We start from the raw sequence: 23218 nt of genomic DNA, 5'->3' as shown, positions 1-23218 counted from the left end.
AGCTATGATTGATCTCTTCCTTTGAAGGTATCCATTGAATGGTAAACGCCAAACAACTTACCTGCAACATAATCAAAAATTCTGGCAGGAAGTATCCCACGCAAAAACGGCAGTAGTTTAACCATGAAGGGAGCGCGGAGGTGAATTTTATTCTTTTTTATGGCTTCAATAACTGATTCCGAAAAGTCTTCAGGGTCCAGCAATGGCGTTAAAAATGGGGGCGTAACACCTGCAAACATACCAGTATCAATATAACTGGGTTCTACTGTTGTGACTTTGATGCCGGATTTTTGCTGCTCCAGTTCGATGCGGAGTGATTCCGACCAGCCGATTAGGCCCCATTTGCTGGCTGCATACACCGTCATCCGGGGATTTCCCATCAGGCCGGCCGCGGAAGCTATATTGACAATGTGTCCGCTCCCTTGTTTCTGCATGCTTGGTAAAAAAGCACGGCTAACGTGCATAGCTCCCAGCAGATTGATATTGATGGTCTGCTGTATCTCCTCGGTTGAACGCTCTGAAAATAAGCCTCCAATGATAATTCCGGCGTTGTTTATAATGATATCTATATTGTTTAGTTGATTGAGCAACCGTTCCGCAGCCTCGTAAATCTGATCGGGATCGGCAATATCTACTATATTGGTTGCTACTTCTGCCGAGCTTCCCCAGAGTTTATGCTCAGCGGATTCAATATTCTCCGGATTATTATCCCAAATTATAATAGCATTGGGCTCATCTTTTAAAATCTGGATAGCCATCAGCAAACCTATGCCGCCGGCGCCCCCGGTAATAAGTACGTTTTTATCTTTGAATGAACTCATTATATACCAATAACAATATTCTAGTAGCTAAGACTCCTCAAAAATTTATAAACAAAGATTGCTTTTAGCTGGGCGTGCCTGACTCTATTTTGTTATTTTAAAAAAGTATAACAATTATATACAGCGGAAGATAGCACGGCCTTTTTAAACGCTTATCGTATTAAATATTCGGGATATGTCAGATAAAAATGATAAAGAACTCCATGAGCGAATGCGTCATTTGGAGAGGAGAGTAGAGCAGCTGGAAAAGCAGTTGCGGGAAGAGAAAGAAAGAGATCTGGTAACGCCGAAGCCCTCTCCGGAAGATCAGTCATTTGCCCAAAAACGCAGTGAGGAAACTGGCAGCAGATTTATTCCCGATGAAATTCAATTCGATGAACAGTGGCTTAATCGCATCGGCATTGGGCTCCTGTTAATTGGAGTAGCTTTTCTGTTTAAATATTCTGTAGATCAGGGATGGCTTATTCCGCCGGTTCGCAGTATGATAGGGCTTGGTATTGGGATGTTCCTCTTTGGGTCCGGATTGCGGATGGATGAATCGATGAACCCATTCAGGCAAATCATGCTGGGAGGAGGAATCGGGGTATTTTATATCACTGGCTTTGCAACCTACCAGCTATATACGTTTTTGCCGGTAACGATCATCTGGCTTTTTATGATTGTGGTGACGTTACTGGCTCTTTCACTTTCCCTGCAGCAAAATGAGCCCATTCTTTCGGTAACGGGTATCCTGGGAGCTTTGGGAACACCCTTTATGCTCTACAGCGGTTCCGGAAGTGTGGTAATGTTAATGGCTTACACCGTTCTCATACTGGTTGCCGCTGCTGTTATTTATTATAAAAAGGGATGGCAGTCGCTGCTCTGGAGTATATTAACCGGCGGTCTTACCGTAGTGGGAGTGGGCGTAGTTACCACTTCTTTTTATAGCGAGCCGGCTACCGAGATGGATCGCTGGATGCTGCAGTTTGGAGTAGTAGTATGGGCATTGTGCAGTTGGGGTATTGCCGTTGCCCGTAACATAGGGGAACCTGTAAGGGAAGCAAGTGCTGCTGTTCACCTGTCGGTTTTTGCCGTGCCGCTGTGGATTCTACCCCTGGTGGTTATTAACTGGGAGCTTAACGAAGAAAGTCTGGCTATGGTGGCATTCGGACTGGCAGCCATTGGTGCCGCCGGCTATTATACCTTTCAACACAGAAAGGCTTCAACTTTGGCGTTATCTCATGGATTGATGGGACTAATAATGGGAACTATCGGCGTTATTCTATTCTTTGAAGGAACGCCGCTGTATATCATCCTCGTGGCCGAGACGGTTGCGCTGCGTTATATTGCCATGCAGACCGGTGTATCGCGATTAAGCATCGGCTCTCACTTTCTATTCCTGGTGGTCTTGCTATGGACGTTCAATGCCCTCAGCGAAATCAGCTATTCGGAGGAGGCTTCACTTTTAAGTATTGACGCCTTTTCCCAACTGATATTTATAATTGTTAGTGGGACCTATCTGTCCGCTTGGCTGCCCCAGGAGGTTCCTCAAAAATTATATCGTATTACTAGTCATTTACTGCTTCTTTTTTGGATCTACCAGATGTTTTCCATGTTGTCAAACGGTCAGGCTTGGGTTACCATTACTTGGGGGCTATATGCCATTGTTCTTATTGCCGCTGGGTTTATAAAGTTCGGAAGAGATGTCCGTTTGACGGGCATGGCCACACTTTTTTTAGTCGTGGCAAAGCTTTTTTGGGTTGATCTGGCACAGCTGCAGGCTCTTTGGCGCATTCTTTTGTTTATTGGCTTCGGTGGTGTACTGATGCTTTTGGGGTATTATCTTCAGTCAACACTGCACAAAGCCGAATCGGAAATATAACTTGGCAAAAGTTGAAAAGGCCCGTACTTTATTAAGCTGATATAATAATCTTAACCGGAAGATTTTTTTAAATAATATTATGAAGAAACTGTTTCTTTTTGTGGTCGTGGCAGCAGTAGCCGGATGTATGCGTTCTCCAATTACTGAAATAGCCGATACGATAACCGAAGAGAGCCTGATGGAACATATCGAAGTCCTTTCTTCGGATGATTTTATGGGGCGCGGTACCGGTACGGAGGGGGAGAAAAAAACGGTCGATTACCTGATTAGTCAGCTTAAGGAGAATGATATAAAAGGTGGAATGCCCGATGGAAGTTATGTGCAAGAGGTTCCGTTAATTGGACAGAAAACGGATGAGAATGCCCAGCTGACGATCACTAAAGGAGATGAGGCGATATTAACGCTGGACTATTATACCGATTTTATGGCGTGGCCGGCCAATATGGAAGAAGAGGTTTCTATTGAAGAAGCAGATCTTGTTTATGTAGGCTATGGCATCCAGGCCCCGGAAGAGGATTGGGATGATTTTAAGGATACGGATGTGGAAGGGAAGATATTGGTTGTTAAAAATAACGATCCCAATAGTGATCCGGATCTTTTTAAAGGGGAGACACGACTCTATTACGGTCGATACGATTATAAATATGAAAAAGCACGGGAATTGGGAGCGGCGGGGGTGCTCATCATTCATACAACTCCCACAGCTGGTTACGGCTGGAATGTGGTTTCAAACAGCTGGAGCCGCGAGCGATTTTACCTGCGTTCTGATGAAAGTGCCCGTGACTCGCCAACCGTTTTTAATGGCTGGCTAACCAAAGATGCCAGTAGTGCTCTTTTTGAAAGTGTGGACCTCGACCTCGAGCAACAGCTAAAGGCTGCAGAAAACCCCGATTTTGAGCCTGTTCCGCTGGAAGGACTATCGCTGAATATTGAGCTGAAGGCAACCTATCGAGAACAGAATTCAAAGAATGTGCTGGGAGTTATCGAGGGAACAAACAATGATCTTAAAGGTGAGTATGCCGTTTTTACCGCTCATTACGATCATTTGGGTGTCACACAGCCGGTTAAGGGTGATTCCATCAATAACGGAGCACTGGATAATGCTGCCGGAGTTAGTGCCGTACTGAATATGGCGCGTGGGTATAAAGAACTTCAGCCGCAGCTGAAGCGAAGTTTATTATTTCTGTTTGTAGGTGCAGAAGAGGTGGGATTGCTGGGCTCAAAGTACTGGGCCGTAAATCCAACGGTGCATCCGGGGAAAGTGACGGCCAATATAAACCTGGATGGAATGAATGTATATGGTAAAACTAAGGATATTGTACTGGTAGGATACGGCCGAAATAGTGTTAGCGATGTAATAGAAGAGGTTGCCGGGGAGCGTGGAGTGGAGGTGAAGCCCGACCCGCATCCGGATCGAGGCTATTTTTATCGGTCGGATCATTTCCCGCTGGCAAAGCAGGGCATTCCGGCAATTTTCCCCAATACGGGAACGGAATTTGTTGATAAGCCCGAGGGCTATAAAGCAAAGGTGGACAGCCTACAGGATGCCAACTATCATACAGTTGACGATGAAATCAACAAGTATTGGGACTTAAGTGGAATGGTTCGTGACGTCCGGCTGTTTTTTGATGCTGGTTACCGCATTCTGAATCGCAATGAGTTGCAAAGCTGGGATGAGGGAGACGAGTTTAAACAGAAGCGCCTGGAAATGATTCAGGAAGCTGAAAACCAATAATATTTTTTAAAGAAAAACGATTTAACCTTAGGGAACAATCAGCTATATTAAGCTGAAATCGGAGCTGCCCCTATTTTGTGTAAACAAGATCAAAATAGATAATAGCTTTTGAGCTTGAAATAATAATGTTTTGAACGGATAGAGCATTAGCAATTAATTTAAATAAGATTTTAGAAAAGATGACTTTGTTGAACAAAAATATGATAGTTGGGCTCTTAGCCGCCTTTTTGCTGGTAGGATGTCAAAATTCAGATACAGAAGCACAATCGCAGAATTCGAATTCAGCTGATAAAGTAACCATAGTAGAATATAGCGACTATCAGTGTCCGGCCTGTGCTTATTTCCATCCCATGGTTGATCAGCTGAAGCAAAATTTTGGAGACTCGGTAGAAGTACAGCTGCGCTATTTCCCATTAAACAGCCACCAGTATGCGGCGCTGGCTGCACGGGCTGCGGAGGCAGCCAAGAATCAGGGCAAGTTCTATGAAATGCATTCCCTGCTTTTTGAAAACCAGCAGCAGTGGTCTCAATCGGGTAATGCAACCACAGCCATTATTAACTATGCCCGTAAAATCGGACTGGATATGAATCAGTTTACGGATGATTTGAATTCTGGTGAAACACAACGAGCGGTAATGGAGCAAAAAGAGGAAGGAGTTGACCGGGGCGTTAATTCTACACCAACCTTCTATATTGAGGGAGAGGAAGTTGATCCGCTGCCAAGAACTTATGAGGAGTTTGCTGAACTGGTTAGGGCAGAACTGGAAGAACAACAAAGTGAGTGATCCGGTTTTAGGTACAAGCCCCAGACATAAATCTGTCAGGTTGCATTAGACCTTATAAAAGGATAGCTTTCTTCTTTATTGAAATCCTATTGCTTGTCGTTAGGAGTGCTGCAGGAAAGTGGCTGAGATAATATCCTGACTACCTGATCTGGATAAAACCAGCGGAGGGAAACGACAGATCGAACGAATGATTTTTCCTGCCTCCCGGCGGCGAGCAGCATAAAAAATAGTTTTATGGCTGATTCGCCCTCATCACAAAAAATTAGCGATCTGAGCGAAGAGGAAATTATTCGCTTGTTTTCAGGTTCATCTATCCCCAGGGGAGCGATGGGAATAGGAGATGACTGTGCCGCAAGCGAGGGACCCGGTGGATTGGAACGGCTTATCAGTACCGATCTGTTGGTCGAGGATGTGCACTTCCGATTAGATTCCATAAATGCGGAGGACTTGGGGCATAAAGCCCTGGCAGTTAATATCTCTGATATCGCAGCCATGGGGGGAACGTCCGATGGATATTTTCTTTCGCTGGCCCTTCCCGGAATGGTATCGATAAATTGGCTCCAAAGATTCCGAAATGGGCTGACTGACCTCGCTCAAAAATATGACATCCCGTTGCTGGGGGGAGATACGACCCGTTCAGAATCTCATATCATGATATCGGTCACCATTATGGGGATTGTCAATCCTGATAGCTTGAAACTGCGCAGTATGGCAGAGCCGGGAGATCGAATATGTGTTACCGGTCCCCTGGGCGATTCCGTTGCAGGACTTAAAATATTATCCCATCCCCATAAGTACCAATCCCTCTCCGATAACCACCGCAAAAAGTTGATTCAAAGGCACTGCAAGCCCGACCCCGCGGTGTATGAGGGGAAATGGCTTGGGCAGCAGGATGAAGTTCACGCCATGATTGATATTTCCGACGGACTATTGAGTGACGTCCGTCATATAGCTGAGCAAAGTGATTGTAAAATTGAAATAGCCCTGGATCGACTCCCGCTTACGCCGGCCTTTGAGGCATTTTGCAGTATTGAAGGGACAGATAAACAGGCCCGGGAATTGGCAGCTGTGGGTGGAGAGGATTATCAACTGCTTTTTAGCGTAGCCGAAAGCCATATATCCGATTTAAAAGATCAGTTCAGAGAGAAGTTCGGCAAGCCTTTGTACGATATAGGTAAGGTTACAAAAAGGGAGCCCAGAATCGTTACACTTTGGGATGGCTCGCCAGTGGAAGTGAATGAACAGAAATTTAAACATTTTAGCTGATTGTAATTTTATGCAAGTCGAAAACGACCAGTCATATGATCGCGTGTTGACTATCGCTACTTCAGATAGCGGCGGAGGTGCGGGAGTGCAAGCGGATCTGAAAACCATTTCGGCGTTGGGTTGTTATGGCATGTCGGCTTTTGCAGCCCTTACCGCCCAGAATACCCGCGAGGTTCGTGCTATTCATGAAGTGCCGCCTGAGTTTTTGAAAGATCAGATCGACGTTGTGGTTGAGGATATAGGAGTGGATGCGGTCAAGATAGGAATGCTGTTTAACGGCGAATTGATGGAAGCTGTTGCCGAAAGTATAGCCCGGCATAACTTGCAAAATATCGTTCTGGACCCGGTTATGGTATCGCAGAGTGGGGCAAAGCTTATAAAGGATGAGGCGGTGGAAACACTGCGAGAACAGCTGTTTCCTCTATCTGATGTCATTACTCCCAATCTCCCGGAGGCCGAACGATTGTTGGAGTATTCAGTTGAAAGCCAGCAGCAAGTGGAAGAGGCCGCGCGTGATCTTTTGGAAATGGGTCCGAAAGCAGTACTGCTTAAAGGGGGACATTTCCGGGAGGACCAAAGTACAGATTGCCTGGTACTCGATAAAACGGACGAAAAGACAGGAAAGGATGTGTTCTGGTTTGAGGCCGAGCGCATACAGACGGATAATACCCATGGAACAGGGTGTACCCTGTCCTCGGCCATTGCTTCCGGCTTGGCTAAGGGAGACACGCTGCCCGAAGCCGTGGATAAGGCCAAGGTTTATATCACCGGGGCAATCAAGGCAGGCAGCCGCTATAGCATAGGAAGCGGGGGCGGACCACTACACCATTTTCATAATTTTTGGAGCTAATTAATACCTAAAAACAAAAGCTGAATAATGAAATTCACGGATAACCTATGGAATGAAATTGAACCTATATACGATGCTATCCTTGAGCTTCCTTTTATCAGGGAGCTTACGGCGGGCACCCTCTCCGAGGAGATATTTCTATTTTACCTGAAACAAGATACGCTCTATCTCGCCGATTATTCACGGGCGCTTTCGCTGGCCGGTATTCGTTCCGATAGTAATGAGCAGGCCCGGCAATTCTTGAATTTTGCCACTAATGCCATTGATGTAGAGCGAAAATTGCACGGCGAATTTTACGAACAGCTCGATGCAGGGACTCAATTGCATAAATCTCCTTCTTGTTTTTCATATACGAATTTTTTGTTGGCCACGACAACGATGAAAGATAATGCGGTGGCTATCGCAGCGCTGTTGCCTTGTTTCTGGATCTATCGGGAGGTAGGACTTCATATTTACGAAAACGCAGCCCCGGATAATCCCTACCAGGATTGGATTGATACCTATGCAGGAGAGGAATTTAACGAGGGCGTTGAAAAAGCGATTACTATCACTGACCGGGTGGCTGAAGAGGAACCGGAAAGTCGGCGCGATCAGATGACCCATGCTTTTGTTCGCTCTTCCCAGCTTGAGTGGAAATTTTGGGATAGCGCCTACAAAATGGAGCAATGGAAACATCAACCGAAGAATGCTATTCCGGCTTAATTTACATAAACAATCAGAATGAATAAGCAATATCGGCTTAAGCTAACCGACATACTGGTAACCACAGTTATTGCGCTGGTATTTGGAGTTATCTACAAACTCTGGGGACCGCTATACTATGCTATCAGGCCATTGGGGATGCACCTGGAACAACTGATCTATGGAATGTGGTTTATTGCAGCAATAGTCGCTTATTTGCTTATCAGAAAGCCGGGCGTGGGATTGCTAGCCGAGGTAGCGGCGGCCTCGGGAGAATTTTTTATGGGATCTGAATGGGGACTAGCCGTATTGCTCTCCGGAGTAGCTCAGGGGTTGGCCGCAGAACTTATTTTTGCCGGGGTCGGCTATCGCAAATATACGGTCAGTGTAGCTATAGCAGCCGCAGTAGCAGCCACACTGGGATCCCTGGTATTGGATTCACTACAGGGATATATTGGTGATTTGGCCCTATGGAACCTTTCGCTTTTGGTTGGTTTTCGGCTGACAGGAGCTATCGTAATTGCCGGATGGATGGGGCATCGATTGGTAACGGCACTTGAAAAAACCGGAGTGGCAGAATTAGTTCGTCCCGTGGATACGCTTAAAGTTTAATTCTAATAGGATGAAAGAGAATCCAAACGGAAATAGCAATACTGATCATCTCGCTGCCCGGGTAGCGGATTTAAAGCTTCGGTTTCCGGCTAAGCAAACGCTGTTGTTTGATGGCTTGTCGCTGGATATACGTCAGGGCGAAAAAGTATTGCTGCTGGGGCCCTCCGGGTCGGGTAAATCTACATTGTTGAAAGTGATGACCGGGCTTGTGCCGGTAGCGGTTGAGCTTCCTGTTGAGTGGGCCGACCGCAAGTGCTTCGATTCCTGGGGTTATGTATTTCAGGATCCTGATGCCCAATTCTGTATGCCGTATGTGGATGAGGAGATCGCATTTGTATTGGAGAATTTGGAGGTTCCCCGGAGTGAAATGACCGGATATATTCACCATTATTTACAACAGGTCGGCTTACATTTTGAAGATATACACCGGCCCATTGAAACGTTATCGCAGGGACAAAAGCAACGGTTGGCCTTGGCATCAGCGTTAGCGTTGCAGCCGGATACATTTGTACTGGATGAGCCTACTGCCTTATTGGATCCGTCCGGAACTACCGCTATTTGGGAACATGTTCGTCAGCTTGGACGCGATAAAACCTTGCTTATTGTGGAGCATAAGATCGAGGAGGTGATCAATTTTGTAGACCGAGTAATCGTATTAGATAAGCAGGGAGAATTTATAGCAGACGACTCGCCGGAAGTGATACAAAATCGGTACCGTCAGTTGCTGGATCGCTACGGCATTTGGCATGCTGAAAGTTGGGCAACCCATGATCAAACAGCTAATATAATTCCTTTTTCGGAACCCGCCTCTGGCGAAAATAACAATCCACCTCTGCTCCGGATTGAAAAACTCAAAGGCTATCGCGGCGATGAGGTTCGTATGGAGCTTCCGGAACTTCAGGTTGAGGAAGGAGAATGGATTGCGATTACCGGTCCGAATGGGGCCGGGAAGAGTACGCTTTTGTTGGCGCTTATGCAGCTTATTAAAACGGAAGGTAAATACCATTTGGAGGGGAAACGAATTAAAAGTACCGGACAGGTAGCATTAGATATTGGATTTGTATTCCAAAATCCGGAGCTGCAGTTTGTGGCTCAAAGCGTCTTCGAAGAGATAGCCTTTACTATACGCCAGCTGCAGTCCTCCTCGGACGATATGCAGCTAAAGGTTGAGCAAGCCTTAAAACAGTTTGATTTGAAAGAAATGAGCGAGCAAAACCCGTATCAGCTTTCAACGGGACAGAAACGCCGGTTAAGTATAGCTTCTACAACCATAGTTGAGCGTAAACTTTTATTGCTGGATGAGCCCACTTTTGGACAGGATGCCGGTAATACTTTTGCTATCTTGGAAGAGCTGGAGCAGCTGAGGAATGACGGGACTTCTATACTAATGGTCACGCACGATCCGGAAATCGTTCAGCGATACGCCACGAGGGTTTGGGAAGTCCGGGACGGACAGTTACAGTCGGATTACCCTGGCTACAGAATGCATGAATCGACAGATAAAAAGGTGAATCATGTTATATAGCGATCGACATCCCTCATGGCTACATGGGATTAACCCGTCCTTAAAACTGGGACTCATGATTGGAGGCATTGTAGCTATTTTATTTATCCATAATATCAATGTGATTATACCGCTTGTTTTAGCGTTGATACTCATGCTTTTTTTGGGGTCGGGACAACCGATTTCAAGAGTATTGCTGTTCCTGATTCCCTTTCTTTTTGTTTTTGTCTCGACCGGTGCCTCTATGATAATGTTCGGCAAAGGAGAAACCCTCTGGTGGCAATGGGGTCCGGTGATTATTAGCAGGGAAAGTTTTTTCAGGGGAATGCATGTAGGATTCCGGGCTTTTAGTTTTGGATTGATCGGACTCCTGTTTGCGCTTACAACGCGACCGGTATTGCTGTTCTATTCGATGATGCAGCAACTGAAGTTACCTCCTCGCTATGCTTATAGTTTTATGGCCTCGCTGCGTATGTTGCCATTAATGCTGGAAGAGTTCAAAACGCTTAAACAGGCGTATCAAGTTCGGGGTATTCTATTGATGAAAAGCTGGAGTGGCCTGATGGAGGGAATTCGGCTGTATGCGATTCCTCTGCTGGCCCAAAGTATTCGCCGCGCCCAGCGTATTGCGGTTGCGATGGAAGCCCGTCGGTTTAATAATAGTAAGAATAGGACGTACTACTATCGCTCGGGCTTTTCCTACGCAGATGGCTTGATGGTGGTATGCTGGATTAGCATTTTCACCGGTGCATGGTTGATTGGTTCCTGGTGGCCGATGTTCACTATTACTGATGTACGGTTTTGAAGTTTGAGGAAAGATTAAAAGATGCAGAATAAGTCTCAACATATAGCAATTATTGGCGGGGGTATTATAGGCCTGGGAATAGGCTGGCAATTGGCTCGCCGTGGCGTAGAAGTTACGGTATTTGAAAAGGGACGTGCCGGAGGTGAGGCCAGTTGGGTAGCAGCAGGGATGCTAGCTCCCTATGCCGAGGTAGGATTCGAAGAGATTGATCTTATGAAGCTGGGGCAGCGAAGTCTGCAACTGTATCCACAGCTGCTGGATGAACTCTCGGAAGAGGTCTCATCGGTCCCGGTATTTGACCGGTGCGGTACGCTGATGACCGGCATTGATCGCGATGACACGGAACGCCTTAAGCGACTGTATGATTTCAGGGAAGAGCTGGAGCTCAGTGTGGAATTAATTACCGGTACGGAGGCCCGGGCACGAGAACCCCTGCTTTCTCCAAATGTTGTTTCAGGGATCTGGTTGCCGGAAGATTCCCAGATCGATAATCGTAAGCTCGTACAGGCGTTACGAAAAGCCCTTGAACAAGCAGGGGGGAAGCTCAGGGAAAAGACAAAGGTTGAGAAAATAAAGACAAGAAATTCCTCGGTAGAGGGAATCGTCACCGGAAACTCTGAATATGCCTTTGATAAAGTAGTGGTAGCCGCCGGTTGTTGGTCACAGCAGCTAGCCGGTATCCCTGAGCGTTTTCGTCCCCCCATCCGGCCGGTAAAGGGACAGGTTGTTACGCTGGAAAAGACGGATGATTGTCCGCTTAAAGGGACCGTACGGTCACCGCGGATGTACATGGTGCCCAAAGAGGACGGGACGATCCGGCTGGGGGCCACCTCCGAAGAGAAAGGCTTTGACAAAAGGCCGACAGCAGGGGGACAAAAAGAGCTGCTGGAAGATGGATGGGAGATTGTTCCTTCTATCTTTGACTTGCCGCTGGTTGAAACCATTGCAGGATTACGTCCGGCCAGCAGAGATCATGCTCCTATCATAGGAGAAACAAATATCCCGGGACTTTTTTATGCAACGGGTCATTACCGCCATGGAATTTTACTGACACCGGTGACCGTTTATACATTGGTTGACGAGATACTAGACGGGACAGTGCCCCCGTGGATGAAGCCTTTTCGGCCACAGAGATTTAGCTAGAAACAGAAAGATTATATTTTTGATATTATGAAGTTGACCGTAAATGGAGAAGAAAAGAATACAGACGCAAAGACGGTGAAGAAGCTGCTTCAGTCATTTGATATTGAACATGGTGAAAAAGGAGTAGCAATAGCCGTTAATGATTCAGTGGTTCCGAAGGATCAGTGGGAAGATTACCAGCTGGAGGAAGACGACCATATTGAAATAATCCGGGCTACCCAGGGCGGATAATTATAAAAGTATATATAAACACATAATATTATGAGTTCATTAGTCATTGCCGACCGGAAATTTGATTCCCGATTAATCGTAGGAAGTGCCCGGTTCCCTGATCCCGAAACCATGAGGGAAGCATTGCAGGCCAGCGGTACTGAAATGGTAACGGTAGCTTTGCGTCGTGCCAATTTAAATAAAGGCCAGGGAGAAAATATTTTAGAATATCTTGAGGAAGACGGCTATTTCTTATTGCCCAATACGGCTGGTTGCTATACCGCCAAAGAAGCCATTACAACCGCTAAGCTGGGACGTGAAGCTTTGGGTACCAATTGGGTAAAACTGGAGGTGATTGGCGATGACGAAACGCTGTTTCCCGATGTACCGGAGCTACTCAAAGCCGCAGAGCAGCTAATTTTGGATGATTTTGTCGTCTTGCCATATGTGAATGACGATCCCATAACGTGCCGAAAGCTGGCGGATATGGGGTGCGCGGCGGTCATGCCGCTGGGGGCCCCCATTGGTTCTGGTATGGGAATCCGCAATCCTTATAATTTGCGTATTATCAAAGAACAGATGGATGTGCCCGTTATTGTTGATGCGGGAGTTGGAACCGCCTCGGATGCCGCTATTGCTATGGAGTTGGGCATGGATGGAGTACTGATGAATTCAGCTATCTCCCAGGCCAAGCATCCTGTAAAGATGGCCGGGGCAATGAAAAAAAGCATTGAAGCGGGCCGTATGGCTCTGGAAGCTGGACGTATGCCCAAAAGGCTATATGCTAAGGCATCGAGCCCGGAAGAGGGACTGTTAGAGGTGTCCGAAAATGATGAATAAGCCGCAACCGGACTTTCGCTACTATCTGATTACCAGTCGAAAGGCATGTGCTCCACGTCCGCTTAGGGAGGTGGTGCAGGAAGCCTGCAAAGCGGGTATACAGGCGGTGCAGCTGCGGGAGAAGGATCTGTCCGGAAAGGACCTTTGTGAACTGGCACATCAGATTCGTGAGGTTACGGCGCGATTTGATGTCCGGCTTTTTATTAATAGTCGCCCCGATGTGGCCCAAGTGGTTGCGGCCGATGGGGTGCACTGTCCGGAAGAAGGATTTCCACCCTCAGCGGTTCGTCAATATTGGCCTCAGTTTTCTATCGGGGCCAGCGTACATTCCCTGGAAGCTGCAAAAAAAGCTGAGAAAGAAGGAGCTGATTTCCTGTTATTCGGACCTGTTTTCTTTACGCCCTCCAAGGAAGAATACGGAAAGCCCCAGGGAACCGATAGCTTGGAAAAGGTTTGTGAGGGTACTTCTGTACCGGTATTTGCGGTGGGAGGAGTAACGCCTGCAAAGGTGGCGGAATGCCTGCAGGCCGGAGCTTATGGGGTGGCCGGGATCTCTGCGCTGATGGAGGCCGATGATATAGGCCGGAAGGTTGAGGCTTTTAATAGCCAGTTTGCTTGATGATTTCAAAAAAAGACATCCTGCGAACAACGGTTTAAAGCACACACATATATAAAATTTTAAGATATAGTTTATGAATATCCAGGATTACCAGGGTATCTACCTGATTACGGATACCCAGATGCAGGATCGCTATTCTCATGTGGCACTGGCCGATGCGGCTTACAAGGCCGGTGTTAAGATGGTGCAATATCGTGCTAAGAATACACCCGACTCAAAAGCGTTGAAGCAGATTAGGGCAATTACCGAGCTGGAGAGTAAAAAAGAGCATCTTTTGATTGTGAATGACCGCCCCGACCTTGCAAAGGCCGGCGGAGCGGATGGCGTTCATCTGGGACAAGATGATATCCCCCTTTCTGCGACTCGCAAAGTACTGGGGACTGAGACAGTGATTGGCGGAACAGCATCAAATTTGGATGAAGCATGCCAGGTGTCAAATACAGATGCTGATTATGTGGCACTCGGCCATATCTTCAAAACCACCACCAAGCAGAAAGATTATGAACCCCGGGGACTGGATACCTTGCGACAAGTGCGAGCGGAGATATCCGGTCCATTAGTAGCCATTGGCGGGATTACCTTGCAAAATGCACCGGAAGTTATAGTTGCCGGTGCTGATATACTGGCAGTAAGCTCGGCTATTTGTACCGCTGATGATCCGCAGTTCGCGGCCCGCACGTTGGCAGCCCTGTTTGAATAGCAAGGGACGTACCTTTTGCCTATCTTAATAGCGAAGACTGTCTGACCAAAAAACCTTGATCTATGATCTATGAATTTCTTGACCGTACACCCGATTATCCCGAATCTGTTTTTGTTGCTCCAAGTGCAGATATCATCGGAGACGTAACATTGGGCGACGAAAGCAGCGTCTGGTTTAATACCACGATTCGGGGCGACGTAAATTGGATTGAAATTGGGAATCGAACCAATATACAGGATAATACCTGTATTCACGTGATGAATCAAACCGGACCTACTAAAATCGGGAGCGAAGTTACCATCGGACATAATGCGATGGTGCATGGATGTACGATTCGTGATCGCGTACTCATTGGCATACATGCAACTATCCTGGATGAAGTTATCATTGAATCCGATGTTATCGTAGCGGCCGGAAGCCTGGTACCGCCCGGCAAACGACTGGAATCAGGATATATGTATATGGGATCTCCCGTCCAAAAGAAACGTAAGCTTACCTCGGAAGAGATCGCATCCATTAAAGAGCATGCCGATAACTATGTGAAATATGCACGTGCCTACATGCAGAGAGACACCTACGATGAAAATCCGTTTTATAATGCTAAGAGTTAAAGGTTGATGGCTAAAGGTTGCGGGTTTAGCAAAACCTTCAACATTTAACCTGTAACGTTCAACCCAACTTATGTCCGGAATTTATATCCACATACCTTTTTGCAAGCAAGCGTGCTCCTACTGTGATTTCTATTTCGTAACGCGTACATCGGAACGGGAATCATTTATCAGGCGACTCATCCGGGAAATCACTAACTACCGGGATAGCAAATATGCCGACGAAACCGTGGATACCATCTATTTTGGGGGAGGAACTCCCTCGCTGCTCGAGCCCGTACAGGTTGAGCGCATTTTGGATGAATTGGATCGCACTTTTAAGCTCGATATACGGGAGCTTACTTTTGAGGTCAATCCGGATGATGTCACTCCCGAGTTTTTACGTGCCCTTAAAGAGCTGGGAGTAACGCGTCTTAGTATGGGAGTACAGAGCTTTCAGCCTGATTTATTGGAATTCATGCATCGCGCCCATTCACGGGAAGAAGCGCTTCGATGCCTCGAATTGCTGTCACAATCAGAGTTTGAATCATATACCGTTGATTTAATTTATGGCAATCCCGAGCAGGATCTTCAAGACCTTGACAAGGATTTGGATTTGCTGCTCGGGTTTGATCCCCCGCATGTTTCAGCCTACTCATTGACGATAGAGCCCGGGACACGGCTGGGAAAACAGGTTAAATTGGGACGCATTGCCCCGCCGGAAGACGACAAGGTTGCCGATCATTTTGATTTGGTTAATGAACGTTTACAGGCAAAGGGGATACGGCGATACGAGGTAAGCAACTACAGCAAGCCGGGCCGCGAGGCAGTCCACAACAGCAACTACTGGGAGCATGAAAATTATCTTGGCCTTGGTCCTGCAGCCCATTCGTTTTGGTGGGATCAAAAGGCCGTGCGCTGGGAAGAGGAGAGAAACTTGTGTGGTTATCTGAGGGGAGAGGATATCAGCAGTAAGCCAGAAGAACTGACCACAAAACAATTGGCTGAAGAGCGGCTGATGATGGGCCTTCGAACACGACGAGGGGTTTCTGTTAAGGAGTTAAAAGAGCGGTACCATTACCAGCTGAGTGAGAAGCAAATGGTATATGTAAAGGAGCGGGAAAACGAACAAAAACTTCATTTTGACGAACATATCCGGCTCACCGATAAAGGAATAAAGATTGCGGATGCTATTATTCTCGATTTGGTAACGCTGCACTGATTGTATGCCTTATAGTTAATCCATGACTATTTAATCAGCGTCATTTTTTTGGTCGTTACCTGCTGGTCGGTTGTAAGCCGGTAAATATAAACGCCGGAAGCAAGACTGCCGGTTTCAAAATTTTCTACATAAAGTCCGGCGTCGAGCTCTTGGTCATCATAGATAGTGCGTACTCTGCGTCCTATACTGTCATAGATTTCCAGTTTTATCTGGGAGGGTTCTGCAAGTGTGAAACGAATGTTTGTAGACCGTTGGAAAGGATTCGGATAATTTTGGTGAAGGGTTAGTTGATCGAAATTGCTGCTGCCTACCTGTACAATCGTAGCATCAGAAGAACTATTGGTATCGGAATTCGTCAAAATAAGGGAAACGGATGCGATATTATCCCATGACCAATCGGTATTAATAATAGCCCTTTCCTTGCTAGATGAAGTCACAGTTTTGGAATCCGACGATCCGTCTGTGAAATGCCCCAAGAGGCCAATGCCTGTATTTTGGTCGATTAATTTAGCTTCAATAGCTACATTACCGCCGCCATTTGATGGTCGGTCTATAATAGCATAATAGGTACCGCTAAAGTTGTTGAGTTTATGAGATGTTCCTGCCTTGGGAATGTTGATATCTTCAGACAAATATTGATTCCCTGACATTGCGGGCGGATCGGGATAATGATTCCGTTCCTCAAATCCAAAGCCGTTGAGAGCGTTGCTGCCGGACGCATAATGCCAAAGCTGGGATTCGATATAAGCCTTTCGAAAGGCTTCTTTTCCTCCTAATTGTTGACTAAGGGCATCTACCATGGTAATCTGCGGGTTATTTCGAATAATCTGCCATACCGATGGCCAGAACTGGGGACCGTATTTCTCCTCAAAAAAGAGCGCCCAGCTGACGTGATAATAGGATCCGGGATAAAAAGAACTTTCCGGATTACTGAAAATGGACTCTGAATCACGTAAATAGTGGTAGTAATCATTTACTTCGTCATAGACGACCTCCTCCATCAGCGTAGCATCCATCTCGGACCATTTGTCGGTCTCTCCGTTCCACTGGGTAGCGGCATATTGGATAGCGTGTTTGAGTTCATGGGCCACAGTTACCCGAACAGATCCCCGCTGATTGCTGTGGGGATCGTCATTTTCAGGAAATCCATTGAAATTGTTGTGCAAAACAATATAGGTGCTCCCATTGCTTATCTCGGTATATCCGTAAAACCCGATATTTTCAAAATAAATTTGATAGGGGTTGTTCGTGTCAGGGATGGGGTCCGAATAGCCAAGGGTTTGGACCTCGTGACGATAGGAGGAATCAGCGGCCTGGGCCGTCCACTCCACATAGTCGGGCGTGCCGTTATTATTTGCATCCTCACTTGGTACGGCATTTTCGCCGGTGGTGGTGTAGTTTATTTGGAAACGTCCCGATGCCGAAGTGTAGGTTTTTGTGCTGTGTTGACTTGGCTGGCTGGTCATTGATTCAATCCGGGCGATGGTGCCAGCCGACAGTTGTGAGCGGTTTTTATGGAGGTCCATGTGGGCGGGAGTTCCACACTTAATCGGTTCTGAGCTCTCCTTCTCATAATTTTTAGGCAGCTGATCCGGTTGTCGGATTGCATAAAATTGGTATAAGACTTTTTTATCAAGGGAAAGCTGCCCTTTTTGATAATCTCTTTCAATCTGTGCGTGTTGTGCCTGAAGTACAATTGGATTCAGAAACGCTATCAGACTAATGATGAATAGCTGGTAAATATGTTGACGCATCCAAAAAAAGATTATTGCGGTTCATTTCTTCCAAAAATAGCCTTAATTTTGACCCCTGCAAATTAATAGCAATCATCCACGCGCAAAGGTACAAGAAATTCAGTTACGTTTTGTGCGTCAATGGTATAGAAACTTAAAGATACAATGTACGAAGTAATACTGTATTATAAATTTAATCGCATTGAAGATCCCGAAACGTTTTGTGAGGAACACAAGCATTTTTGCAAAGAGTTAGGAGTGAAGGGCCGTATTTATATTGGAGAAGAAGGGATTAATGGCACGCTCGGTGGTACGCCCGAACAGGTTGCCAGGTATAAGGAACACTTGACGAGTATCCCTGGCTTTGATGGGATCGACTTTAAGACCGATACCAGTGACTATGTGCCTTTTGCAAAGCTGAAGTGCAAAACAAGGGATGAACTGGTGGCCATTCATAAAGATGGGGTTGATCCGGCCGAAGGAGGAAAGTACCTGGAGCCGCATGAGTGGAAGCAAGTAATGGAATCTGAAGATGATTATGTGCTCATCGATGTGCGCAACGATTACGAATCAAAAATTGGCCATTTTGAAGGGGCCGTTACGCCGGAGGTCGAAAACTTTTATGAATTTCCGAAATGGCTGGAAGATTTTGAGCGCAAAGTCGATAAGGATAAAAAAGTACTGATGTACTGCACGGGTGGTATCCGCTGCGAGAAATTTTCGGTATTGATGAAGGAGAAAGGCTGGGATGATGTGAATCAGCTGCACGGGGGCATCCTGCGGTATGCCAATGAAGAGGGTGGAAAACACTATAAGGGCAAATGTTTTGTTTTTGATGATCGCCTGGTAGTGCCCGTTAATGAGGATGATATGGAGCCCATCGCCCGCTGCGAAATTACGGGCAAACCGGCTGATACCTATATCAATTGCGCAAATATGGAGTGCAACAAGCTGTTTGTGTGTTCCGAAGAGGGAGCCCGGAAGATGGAAGGCTGCTGTAGCGAGGAGTGCCGTCAAAGTGAATACAAGCGTCCCTTTGATCCCGAAAATGCCTTTCGTCCCTTCCGCAAGTGGTACAATTATTTTAATGAGGATTTCAAGGAGCGGGAAGTAGAGGGTAAAGAGAAGTAGTACAGGTCCGTAAAATTTCTATTCTCTCGACCTTTAGAGTTTTTTATTCCTTTACCAGCTGTTTTGAGCGTCCACGCTTGAAACAACATATTAGGTACAATGGATTTTTTTATTCTTCAAAAAAGGCTTTGGCAATGGAACCAAAACGCGCGGGTTGATCCAGGAAGGCGTAATGTCCGGCGCGATCGATAACTACAAGGGCAGCCCCTCCAATCCCTTTTTCCATCCGTTTAGCCTGGTACAGGGGAGCGGCCTCGTCATTGCGTCCCCACAGTAATAATACTTCGTGAGGAATGTCTTCCAAAGAAGATTCGAGATGCTCGGTTACGGTTTTGACGAAGGTCTCCCGCATGACTCCGCTTAGCTTGCTATAGTCACTGGAGCCCATCGCTTTCCAGAGCGAGGTCTCCCGCAGTTTATTCAACGCTTTTTCTCTTGCATCCGAGGGGAGGAGGACAAAAGGCGCTTTTAGAATTTTAGCGGTATATTTTTTCAGGTAGTAGGTCAGACTTCGCTTGGGCTTCATGCCAGCGCCCCCGGTAATGAGGACCTTGTCAATAAGTTGCTGTCCTTCTGTTCTGGCGCAAAGCTTCAGGGCGATACGTCCCCCGAATGAATGTACCAGCAGGTCTACACTGCCGAGCTGCAGGTCTGTAATGAAGTGCTGTATCAGATCGGAATAGTCATCTACCGACCAGGGACGGTCGGGCTCGGGGGTGTTACCAAATCCGGGAAGGTCCAGCACAAAACAGCTTCGCAGCGAAGCCAGCTGTTTGGCCAGGGGCAGCATAACCTGTCCGCTGCTTCCCCATCCGTGAAGGAGAATAAGCGGTTTCCCTTCCCCTATGGTCTTGTATGAAACCGGGAGCTCTTTATAGCGATATGTCTGTGTATCTTGCATTTCAGGAGGCAAACATCCAATAATTTTGAATGTAATACAAATAAAGTTGTAAGGATTGGGCCTCAAATAGTACTTACTTATGAGAGAAGGTTAAAAAACAACATCAAGAAATGTAATAAAACGATGAAGAGACGATTATTTTTCTGGCTGGAAAAGTTGAAAATAACGCCGGCCGAACGGAAGTCAATAGTGGGGTTGATGATTATTCTGGTTGTGCTGGCGGTTAGCAATATAGCACTATCTCCCTCCACCCCTTTTGATGGAGAATACTACCACGAATTGGAAGCACAGTTCCGGGAACGCACAGCACAGCTGGAAGCAGAAAAGAAAAAAAGGATGGATCGCTATCTTCCACCCACTGAAAAGTCTCCTCCTATGGCAGTTATTTCTGATACCATCACTACGAAGGAAGAGGATAAAGAGTCGGACACTCAGGCGATCGGAGAAGGATCAATCGAGCGAATTAACGTTAATACGGCCGATCAGGAGACGCTCCAGACCTTGCCGGGTATCGGTCCGGCTTACTCCGAGCGGATCATTATATACCGGGAAGAGAACGGGGGTTTTAAGCGTATTGAAGAGTTGAAAGAGATTAAAGGAATTGGTGAAAAGCGACTGGAAAAATTGAAACCATTTGTCAAACTTAAGGATTCATAGAAATTAACATGGATCCTGTATGACAACGCGAATTTTATGGGCGGATGATGAGATCGATCAGCTAAAGCCCCACATCATTTTTTTAGAAAATAAAGGCTTTGAGGTTACCCCGGTCACGAACGGGGGAGATGCGGTAAGTCTCATAAAAGAGCGTCCGTTTGACATTATCTTTCTCGATGAGCAGATGCCGGGCATGGACGGACTGGCTACGCTAAATAAAATAAAGCGAATACAGGCGGGGCTCCCGGTCGTAATGATTACCAAGAGTGAGGAAGAGTCGATCATGGAGGATGCCATCGGGGGCAAGATATCGGACTATCTCATCAAGCCGGTCAATCCCAATCAAATTTTATTGACGGTTAAGCGTATCCTGGAGCGGAACCGTATACGTAATGAAAAATTTGCCCAGTCCTATCTTCGCAGCTTTAACAAGCTTTCTGATCGTATTCGAGAAGATGCAGACTGGAGTGAATGGATAAAAATTTACCGTCAGCTTACCCGATGGGATATTGATCTGCAATCAGGTGAGGAATCTTTGCGGCAAGTATTGGCTGATCAGTACCGGGAGGCAAACAAAATGTTTGGCCGGTTTATTGAAAGAAATTATCAGTCATGGTTGCGCCAATCCACTCCGGAGCGGCCGGCGCTATCTACTGATATCGTCAATGAATATGTGCTGCCTCATTTGAAAAACGATCAGCATACGCTTTTCCTGGTGATTGATTGTATGCGTTACGATCAATGGCTGCTTTTTGAGGAGATGCTGAGTGATGATTATAGCATCGACACCGATTTTTATTACTCCATCCTGCCCACGGCTACCCCATACTCGAGGAATGCCATATTTTCAGGACTATTTCCGTTGGAAATTGAGGATATCTATCCTGACTTGTGGCACCAGGGCGAAGATGAGCGGTCGCTCAATCAATTTGAGGAAGAGCTTTTGATGAAGCAGCTCAGCCGAAAGGGAATCGATAAAACAGTGAAGTACGAAAAAGTGCTGAACCAAGAAGACGGCCGGAAGGTGATGGATAATATCCACAATTACCTGCAGGTGCCCCTGAGTACCTTTGTGTATAACTTTGTGGATACGTTGGTTCATTCCCGCTCCGATTCGGATGTGCTCAAAGAGATAGCCCCGGATGTACCTGCTTTTCGCGGTTTGACGCAGACGTGGTTCCAACATTCTTCGCTGCTGGAGATATTTCGGGCGCTGGCCGACAAAGAGGTGACGATTGTGGTAACCAGCGATCACGGGGCGGTGCGGGCGCTGCGCGATACCAAGGTTTATGGCGATAAAGATACTTCCACCAGCCTCCGTTATAAATACGGACGGAACCTGACCGTCAATGAGGATACCACACTGCTGGTCAAAGATCCGGCGGAATTTCAGCTGCCAAGCCCACGTCATTCGAACAATTATATCCTTGCAAAAGAGGATTACTATTTTGTCTATCCGACCAATTACCATCGTTATCAGAATCGCTATCGCGATACCTTCCTGCACGGTGGAGCCAGTATGGAAGAAATGATTTTACCCATTGCAACCATGCGTCCCAAAACAATGTTTGACCAGTGAGCCGGATAAATGTGAATAATAATTCAATCTATTTTTAGAAGCAGGCGTTGAATGGAATCGGAATTTATCAGCAAGTCGCCCGCTGAAACCATATCAGTGGGCAAAAAGATAGGAAAGAAGTTAAAAGCTGGAGATATTCTCTGTTTGAAAGGCGACCTTGGCGCCGGAAAAACTCATTTTGTAAAAGGTATTGCCGAAGCACTAAATATCAATCCAGATGAAGTGCTTTCGCCCACCTATACCCTCATCCATGAATATGAGGGAACGCTACCCCTGTACCATTTTGATTGCTACCGGATGGAGTCCCCGCGGGAAGCGCTGGAAATCGGGGTGGAGGAGTATTTTTATGGAGCAGGAATTTGCGTGATCGAATGGCCGGAGCGTATTACATCGCTCATCCCGCCTGAGGCTCTTTGGATTACCATCGAGATAGCGGACCGGGAGACACGAAAATTTGTCATTGGAAAAAACAGTTTGTAATCCCGTATATTAGGGGTCATGGCAACGAAGAAAAAACTTTCATATCGACTCGACCGGCTTCCGGTTATCTATCCCTTTAATCGACGGGCGGATAATAATATCCAGCTCGGGGACCTGGTGTACTACGGACCCAGCCCGGAGTACTATGGGATAGGAGAGGTAGTGCGCTGCTTGGACGGGCACTGCATCGTTAATTTTAGGGGCACCGGCATGCTGGATATTGAAAAGGATGCCCTGGCCATGAAGTATCTCATCCCCATCCACAAACTGAATCTGGGACATATTCTCAAAAGTACGTAAGTCTATAAGTTGTAGTTGGGTTTCCTTCCTTTTTTGAGTTTCCAATAATTTGTTTCCCTTTTCGGCAGATTTCCCCAACTTTTTTGTAACAAAAACGGTTGAAATGACTCTTGTTATATGAAAGGGGTACGAAAAAGTGCCTGCCAAGCCACCCATCGGGATGGGATTGGAATCAAGAGAATAGGTAACAAAATAG

Annotated in this window: 24 protein-coding genes and 1 riboswitch; of the genes, 20 read left to right on the top strand and 4 right to left on the bottom strand. The window is 46.5% G+C overall.

Annotated elements, in window-relative coordinates; translation table 11 throughout:
* Window positions 1-2: 2 nt before the first annotated feature.
* Window positions 3-821 carry an SDR family NAD(P)-dependent oxidoreductase gene (locus tag ABEB05_RS15435; RefSeq protein ID WP_265791707.1) on the bottom strand — a complete coding sequence of 273 codons (819 nt, stop codon included), beginning with the start codon at window positions 819-821 and terminating at the stop codon, window positions 3-5.
* Window positions 822-996: 175 nt separating this feature from the next.
* Here ABEB05_RS15435 and ABEB05_RS15430 point away from each other — a divergent pair, with 175 nt between their 5' ends.
* The 16 genes from ABEB05_RS15430 to hemW all read left to right on the top strand — a co-directional run bounded on the left by ABEB05_RS15430 (window position 997) and on the right by hemW (window position 16241).
* Entirely contained in the window at window positions 997-2682 is a 1686-nt protein-coding gene (locus tag ABEB05_RS15430) for a DUF2339 domain-containing protein (protein ID WP_265791709.1), read from the top strand.
* A 79-nt stretch (window positions 2683-2761) separates the two neighbouring features.
* Window positions 2762-4417: a M20/M25/M40 family metallo-hydrolase gene (locus ABEB05_RS15425; RefSeq protein WP_265791711.1), complete on the top strand. Its 1656-nt coding sequence runs from the start codon at window positions 2762-2764 to the stop codon at window positions 4415-4417.
* A 200-nt stretch (window positions 4418-4617) separates the two neighbouring features.
* The gene (locus ABEB05_RS15420; protein WP_265791713.1) at window positions 4618-5202 is read left to right on the top strand and encodes a DsbA family protein; all 585 of its coding nucleotides are present in this window, start codon (window positions 4618-4620) and stop codon (window positions 5200-5202) included.
* Between the two features lie 91 nt (window positions 5203-5293).
* Window positions 5294-5389: riboswitch (TPP riboswitch) on the top strand.
* A gap of 47 nt (window positions 5390-5436) precedes the next feature.
* Window positions 5437-6468, top strand: coding sequence for a thiamine-phosphate kinase (thiL, locus tag ABEB05_RS15415; protein WP_265791715.1), 1032 nt, complete (start codon window positions 5437-5439; stop codon window positions 6466-6468).
* Between the two features lie 10 nt (window positions 6469-6478).
* Window positions 6479-7318: a bifunctional hydroxymethylpyrimidine kinase/phosphomethylpyrimidine kinase gene (thiD, locus tag ABEB05_RS15410; RefSeq protein WP_265791717.1), complete on the top strand. Its 840-nt coding sequence runs from the start codon at window positions 6479-6481 to the stop codon at window positions 7316-7318.
* Between the two features lie 27 nt (window positions 7319-7345).
* Window positions 7346-8020, top strand: coding sequence for a thiaminase II (gene tenA / locus ABEB05_RS15405; RefSeq protein WP_265791719.1), 675 nt, complete (start codon window positions 7346-7348; stop codon window positions 8018-8020).
* Window positions 8021-8038: 18 nt separating this feature from the next.
* On the top strand, window positions 8039-8611 hold the full coding sequence (locus tag ABEB05_RS15400; protein WP_265791721.1) for an ECF transporter S component: 573 nt from the start codon (window positions 8039-8041) through the stop codon (window positions 8609-8611).
* Between the two features lie 10 nt (window positions 8612-8621).
* Window positions 8622-10136, top strand: coding sequence for an ABC transporter ATP-binding protein (locus ABEB05_RS15395; protein WP_265791722.1), 1515 nt, complete (start codon window positions 8622-8624; stop codon window positions 10134-10136).
* Window positions 10126-10920, top strand: coding sequence for an energy-coupling factor transporter transmembrane component T family protein (locus tag ABEB05_RS15390; protein ID WP_265791724.1), 795 nt, complete (start codon window positions 10126-10128; stop codon window positions 10918-10920). The genes ABEB05_RS15395 and ABEB05_RS15390 overlap by 11 nt, the downstream gene beginning before the upstream one ends.
* 21 nt (window positions 10921-10941) lie before the next feature.
* Entirely contained in the window at window positions 10942-12063 is a 1122-nt protein-coding gene (gene thiO, locus ABEB05_RS15385; protein ID WP_265791725.1) for a glycine oxidase ThiO, read from the top strand.
* A gap of 27 nt (window positions 12064-12090) precedes the next feature.
* Window positions 12091-12294 carry a sulfur carrier protein ThiS gene (gene thiS / locus ABEB05_RS15380; protein WP_265791727.1) on the top strand — a complete coding sequence of 68 codons (204 nt, stop codon included), beginning with the start codon at window positions 12091-12093 and terminating at the stop codon, window positions 12292-12294.
* Window positions 12295-12324: 30 nt separating this feature from the next.
* The gene (gene thiG / locus ABEB05_RS15375) at window positions 12325-13113 is read left to right on the top strand and encodes a thiazole synthase (RefSeq protein ID WP_265791729.1); all 789 of its coding nucleotides are present in this window, start codon (window positions 12325-12327) and stop codon (window positions 13111-13113) included.
* On the top strand, window positions 13103-13732 hold the full coding sequence (thiE, locus tag ABEB05_RS15370; RefSeq protein ID WP_265791731.1) for a thiamine phosphate synthase: 630 nt from the start codon (window positions 13103-13105) through the stop codon (window positions 13730-13732). The genes thiG and thiE (ABEB05_RS15370) overlap by 11 nt, the downstream gene beginning before the upstream one ends.
* Before the next feature lie 73 nt (window positions 13733-13805).
* Entirely contained in the window at window positions 13806-14432 is a 627-nt protein-coding gene (gene thiE, locus ABEB05_RS15365; protein ID WP_265791733.1) for a thiamine phosphate synthase, read from the top strand.
* A 62-nt stretch (window positions 14433-14494) separates the two neighbouring features.
* Complete coding sequence (locus tag ABEB05_RS15360; protein ID WP_265791734.1) at window positions 14495-15043, top strand: gamma carbonic anhydrase family protein; 549 nt, start codon at window positions 14495-14497, stop codon at window positions 15041-15043.
* Window positions 15044-15113: 70 nt separating this feature from the next.
* Window positions 15114-16241 carry a radical SAM family heme chaperone HemW gene (gene hemW / locus ABEB05_RS15355; RefSeq protein WP_265791737.1) on the top strand — a complete coding sequence of 376 codons (1128 nt, stop codon included), beginning with the start codon at window positions 15114-15116 and terminating at the stop codon, window positions 16239-16241.
* A gap of 26 nt (window positions 16242-16267) precedes the next feature.
* Here the strand turns inward: hemW and ABEB05_RS15350 are convergent, their stop codons facing one another.
* Complete coding sequence (locus ABEB05_RS15350) at window positions 16268-17995, bottom strand: T9SS type A sorting domain-containing protein (protein ID WP_265791739.1); 1728 nt, start codon at window positions 17993-17995, stop codon at window positions 16268-16270.
* 144 nt (window positions 17996-18139) lie between these two features.
* Here ABEB05_RS15350 and trhO point away from each other — a divergent pair, with 144 nt between their 5' ends.
* Entirely contained in the window at window positions 18140-19105 is a 966-nt protein-coding gene (gene trhO, locus ABEB05_RS15345) for an oxygen-dependent tRNA uridine(34) hydroxylase TrhO (protein WP_265791741.1), read from the top strand.
* Window positions 19106-19214: 109 nt separating this feature from the next.
* Here trhO and ABEB05_RS15340 read toward each other — a convergent pair whose 3' ends face one another.
* Complete coding sequence (locus ABEB05_RS15340; RefSeq protein ID WP_265791743.1) at window positions 19215-20006, bottom strand: alpha/beta fold hydrolase; 792 nt, start codon at window positions 20004-20006, stop codon at window positions 19215-19217.
* A gap of 123 nt (window positions 20007-20129) precedes the next feature.
* On the opposite strand from ABEB05_RS15340, the gene ABEB05_RS15335 reads away from it, so the two are divergent.
* From ABEB05_RS15335 to tsaE, 3 genes are read left to right on the top strand one after another with little or no spacing between them, the layout of a single operon-like run.
* Window positions 20130-20663 (top strand): ComEA family DNA-binding protein, encoded by a 534-nt coding sequence (locus ABEB05_RS15335; RefSeq protein WP_265791744.1) that lies wholly within the window; start codon window positions 20130-20132, stop codon window positions 20661-20663.
* A gap of 19 nt (window positions 20664-20682) precedes the next feature.
* Window positions 20683-22242 (top strand): T9SS response regulator signal transducer PorX, encoded by a 1560-nt coding sequence (gene porX, locus ABEB05_RS15330; protein WP_265791746.1) that lies wholly within the window; start codon window positions 20683-20685, stop codon window positions 22240-22242.
* Between the two features lie 51 nt (window positions 22243-22293).
* Window positions 22294-22722: a tRNA (adenosine(37)-N6)-threonylcarbamoyltransferase complex ATPase subunit type 1 TsaE gene (tsaE, locus tag ABEB05_RS15325; protein WP_265791748.1), complete on the top strand. Its 429-nt coding sequence runs from the start codon at window positions 22294-22296 to the stop codon at window positions 22720-22722.
* 39 nt (window positions 22723-22761) lie between these two features.
* On the opposite strand, the gene ABEB05_RS15320 is transcribed toward tsaE, so the two are convergent.
* On the bottom strand, window positions 22762-23218 hold a 457-nt coding region (locus tag ABEB05_RS15320), incomplete at its 5' end, for a hypothetical protein (RefSeq protein ID WP_265791750.1).

This window comes from Fodinibius salicampi (assembly GCF_039545095.1).
GTDB classification, from domain to species: Bacteria; Bacteroidota; Rhodothermia; order Balneolales; family Balneolaceae; genus Fodinibius; species Fodinibius salicampi.
The sequence above is the reverse complement of the archived record's forward strand: the minus strand, read 5'-3'. Positions and strand labels throughout refer to the sequence as shown.

What these genes read in the sequence shown, in the direction of transcription:
- ABEB05_RS15435 (WP_265791707.1), bottom strand. Translation starts at nt 821, where the DNA reads ATGAGTTCATTCAAAGATAAAAACGTACTTATTACCGGGGGCGCCGGC.
- ABEB05_RS15430 (WP_265791709.1), top strand. Translation starts at nt 997, where the DNA reads ATGTCAGATAAAAATGATAAAGAACTCCATGAGCGAATGCGTCATTTG.
- ABEB05_RS15425 (WP_265791711.1), top strand. Translation starts at nt 2,762, where the DNA reads ATGAAGAAACTGTTTCTTTTTGTGGTCGTGGCAGCAGTAGCCGGATGT.
- ABEB05_RS15420 (WP_265791713.1), top strand. Translation starts at nt 4,618, where the DNA reads ATGATAGTTGGGCTCTTAGCCGCCTTTTTGCTGGTAGGATGTCAAAAT.
- thiL (WP_265791715.1), top strand. Translation starts at nt 5,437, where the DNA reads ATGGCTGATTCGCCCTCATCACAAAAAATTAGCGATCTGAGCGAAGAG.
- thiD (WP_265791717.1), top strand. Translation starts at nt 6,479, where the DNA reads ATGCAAGTCGAAAACGACCAGTCATATGATCGCGTGTTGACTATCGCT.
- tenA (WP_265791719.1), top strand. Translation starts at nt 7,346, where the DNA reads ATGAAATTCACGGATAACCTATGGAATGAAATTGAACCTATATACGAT.
- ABEB05_RS15400 (WP_265791721.1), top strand. Translation starts at nt 8,039, where the DNA reads ATGAATAAGCAATATCGGCTTAAGCTAACCGACATACTGGTAACCACA.
- ABEB05_RS15395 (WP_265791722.1), top strand. Translation starts at nt 8,622, where the DNA reads ATGAAAGAGAATCCAAACGGAAATAGCAATACTGATCATCTCGCTGCC.
- ABEB05_RS15390 (WP_265791724.1), top strand. Translation starts at nt 10,126, where the DNA reads ATGTTATATAGCGATCGACATCCCTCATGGCTACATGGGATTAACCCG.
- thiO (WP_265791725.1), top strand. Translation starts at nt 10,942, where the DNA reads ATGCAGAATAAGTCTCAACATATAGCAATTATTGGCGGGGGTATTATA.
- thiS (WP_265791727.1), top strand. Translation starts at nt 12,091, where the DNA reads ATGAAGTTGACCGTAAATGGAGAAGAAAAGAATACAGACGCAAAGACG.
- thiG (WP_265791729.1), top strand. Translation starts at nt 12,325, where the DNA reads ATGAGTTCATTAGTCATTGCCGACCGGAAATTTGATTCCCGATTAATC.
- thiE (WP_265791731.1), top strand. Translation starts at nt 13,103, where the DNA reads ATGATGAATAAGCCGCAACCGGACTTTCGCTACTATCTGATTACCAGT.
- thiE (WP_265791733.1), top strand. Translation starts at nt 13,806, where the DNA reads ATGAATATCCAGGATTACCAGGGTATCTACCTGATTACGGATACCCAG.
- ABEB05_RS15360 (WP_265791734.1), top strand. Translation starts at nt 14,495, where the DNA reads ATGATCTATGAATTTCTTGACCGTACACCCGATTATCCCGAATCTGTT.
- hemW (WP_265791737.1), top strand. Translation starts at nt 15,114, where the DNA reads ATGTCCGGAATTTATATCCACATACCTTTTTGCAAGCAAGCGTGCTCC.
- ABEB05_RS15350 (WP_265791739.1), bottom strand. Translation starts at nt 17,995, where the DNA reads ATGCGTCAACATATTTACCAGCTATTCATCATTAGTCTGATAGCGTTT.
- trhO (WP_265791741.1), top strand. Translation starts at nt 18,140, where the DNA reads ATGTACGAAGTAATACTGTATTATAAATTTAATCGCATTGAAGATCCC.
- ABEB05_RS15340 (WP_265791743.1), bottom strand. Translation starts at nt 20,006, where the DNA reads ATGCAAGATACACAGACATATCGCTATAAAGAGCTCCCGGTTTCATAC.
- ABEB05_RS15335 (WP_265791744.1), top strand. Translation starts at nt 20,130, where the DNA reads ATGAAGAGACGATTATTTTTCTGGCTGGAAAAGTTGAAAATAACGCCG.
- porX (WP_265791746.1), top strand. Translation starts at nt 20,683, where the DNA reads ATGACAACGCGAATTTTATGGGCGGATGATGAGATCGATCAGCTAAAG.
- tsaE (WP_265791748.1), top strand. Translation starts at nt 22,294, where the DNA reads ATGGAATCGGAATTTATCAGCAAGTCGCCCGCTGAAACCATATCAGTG.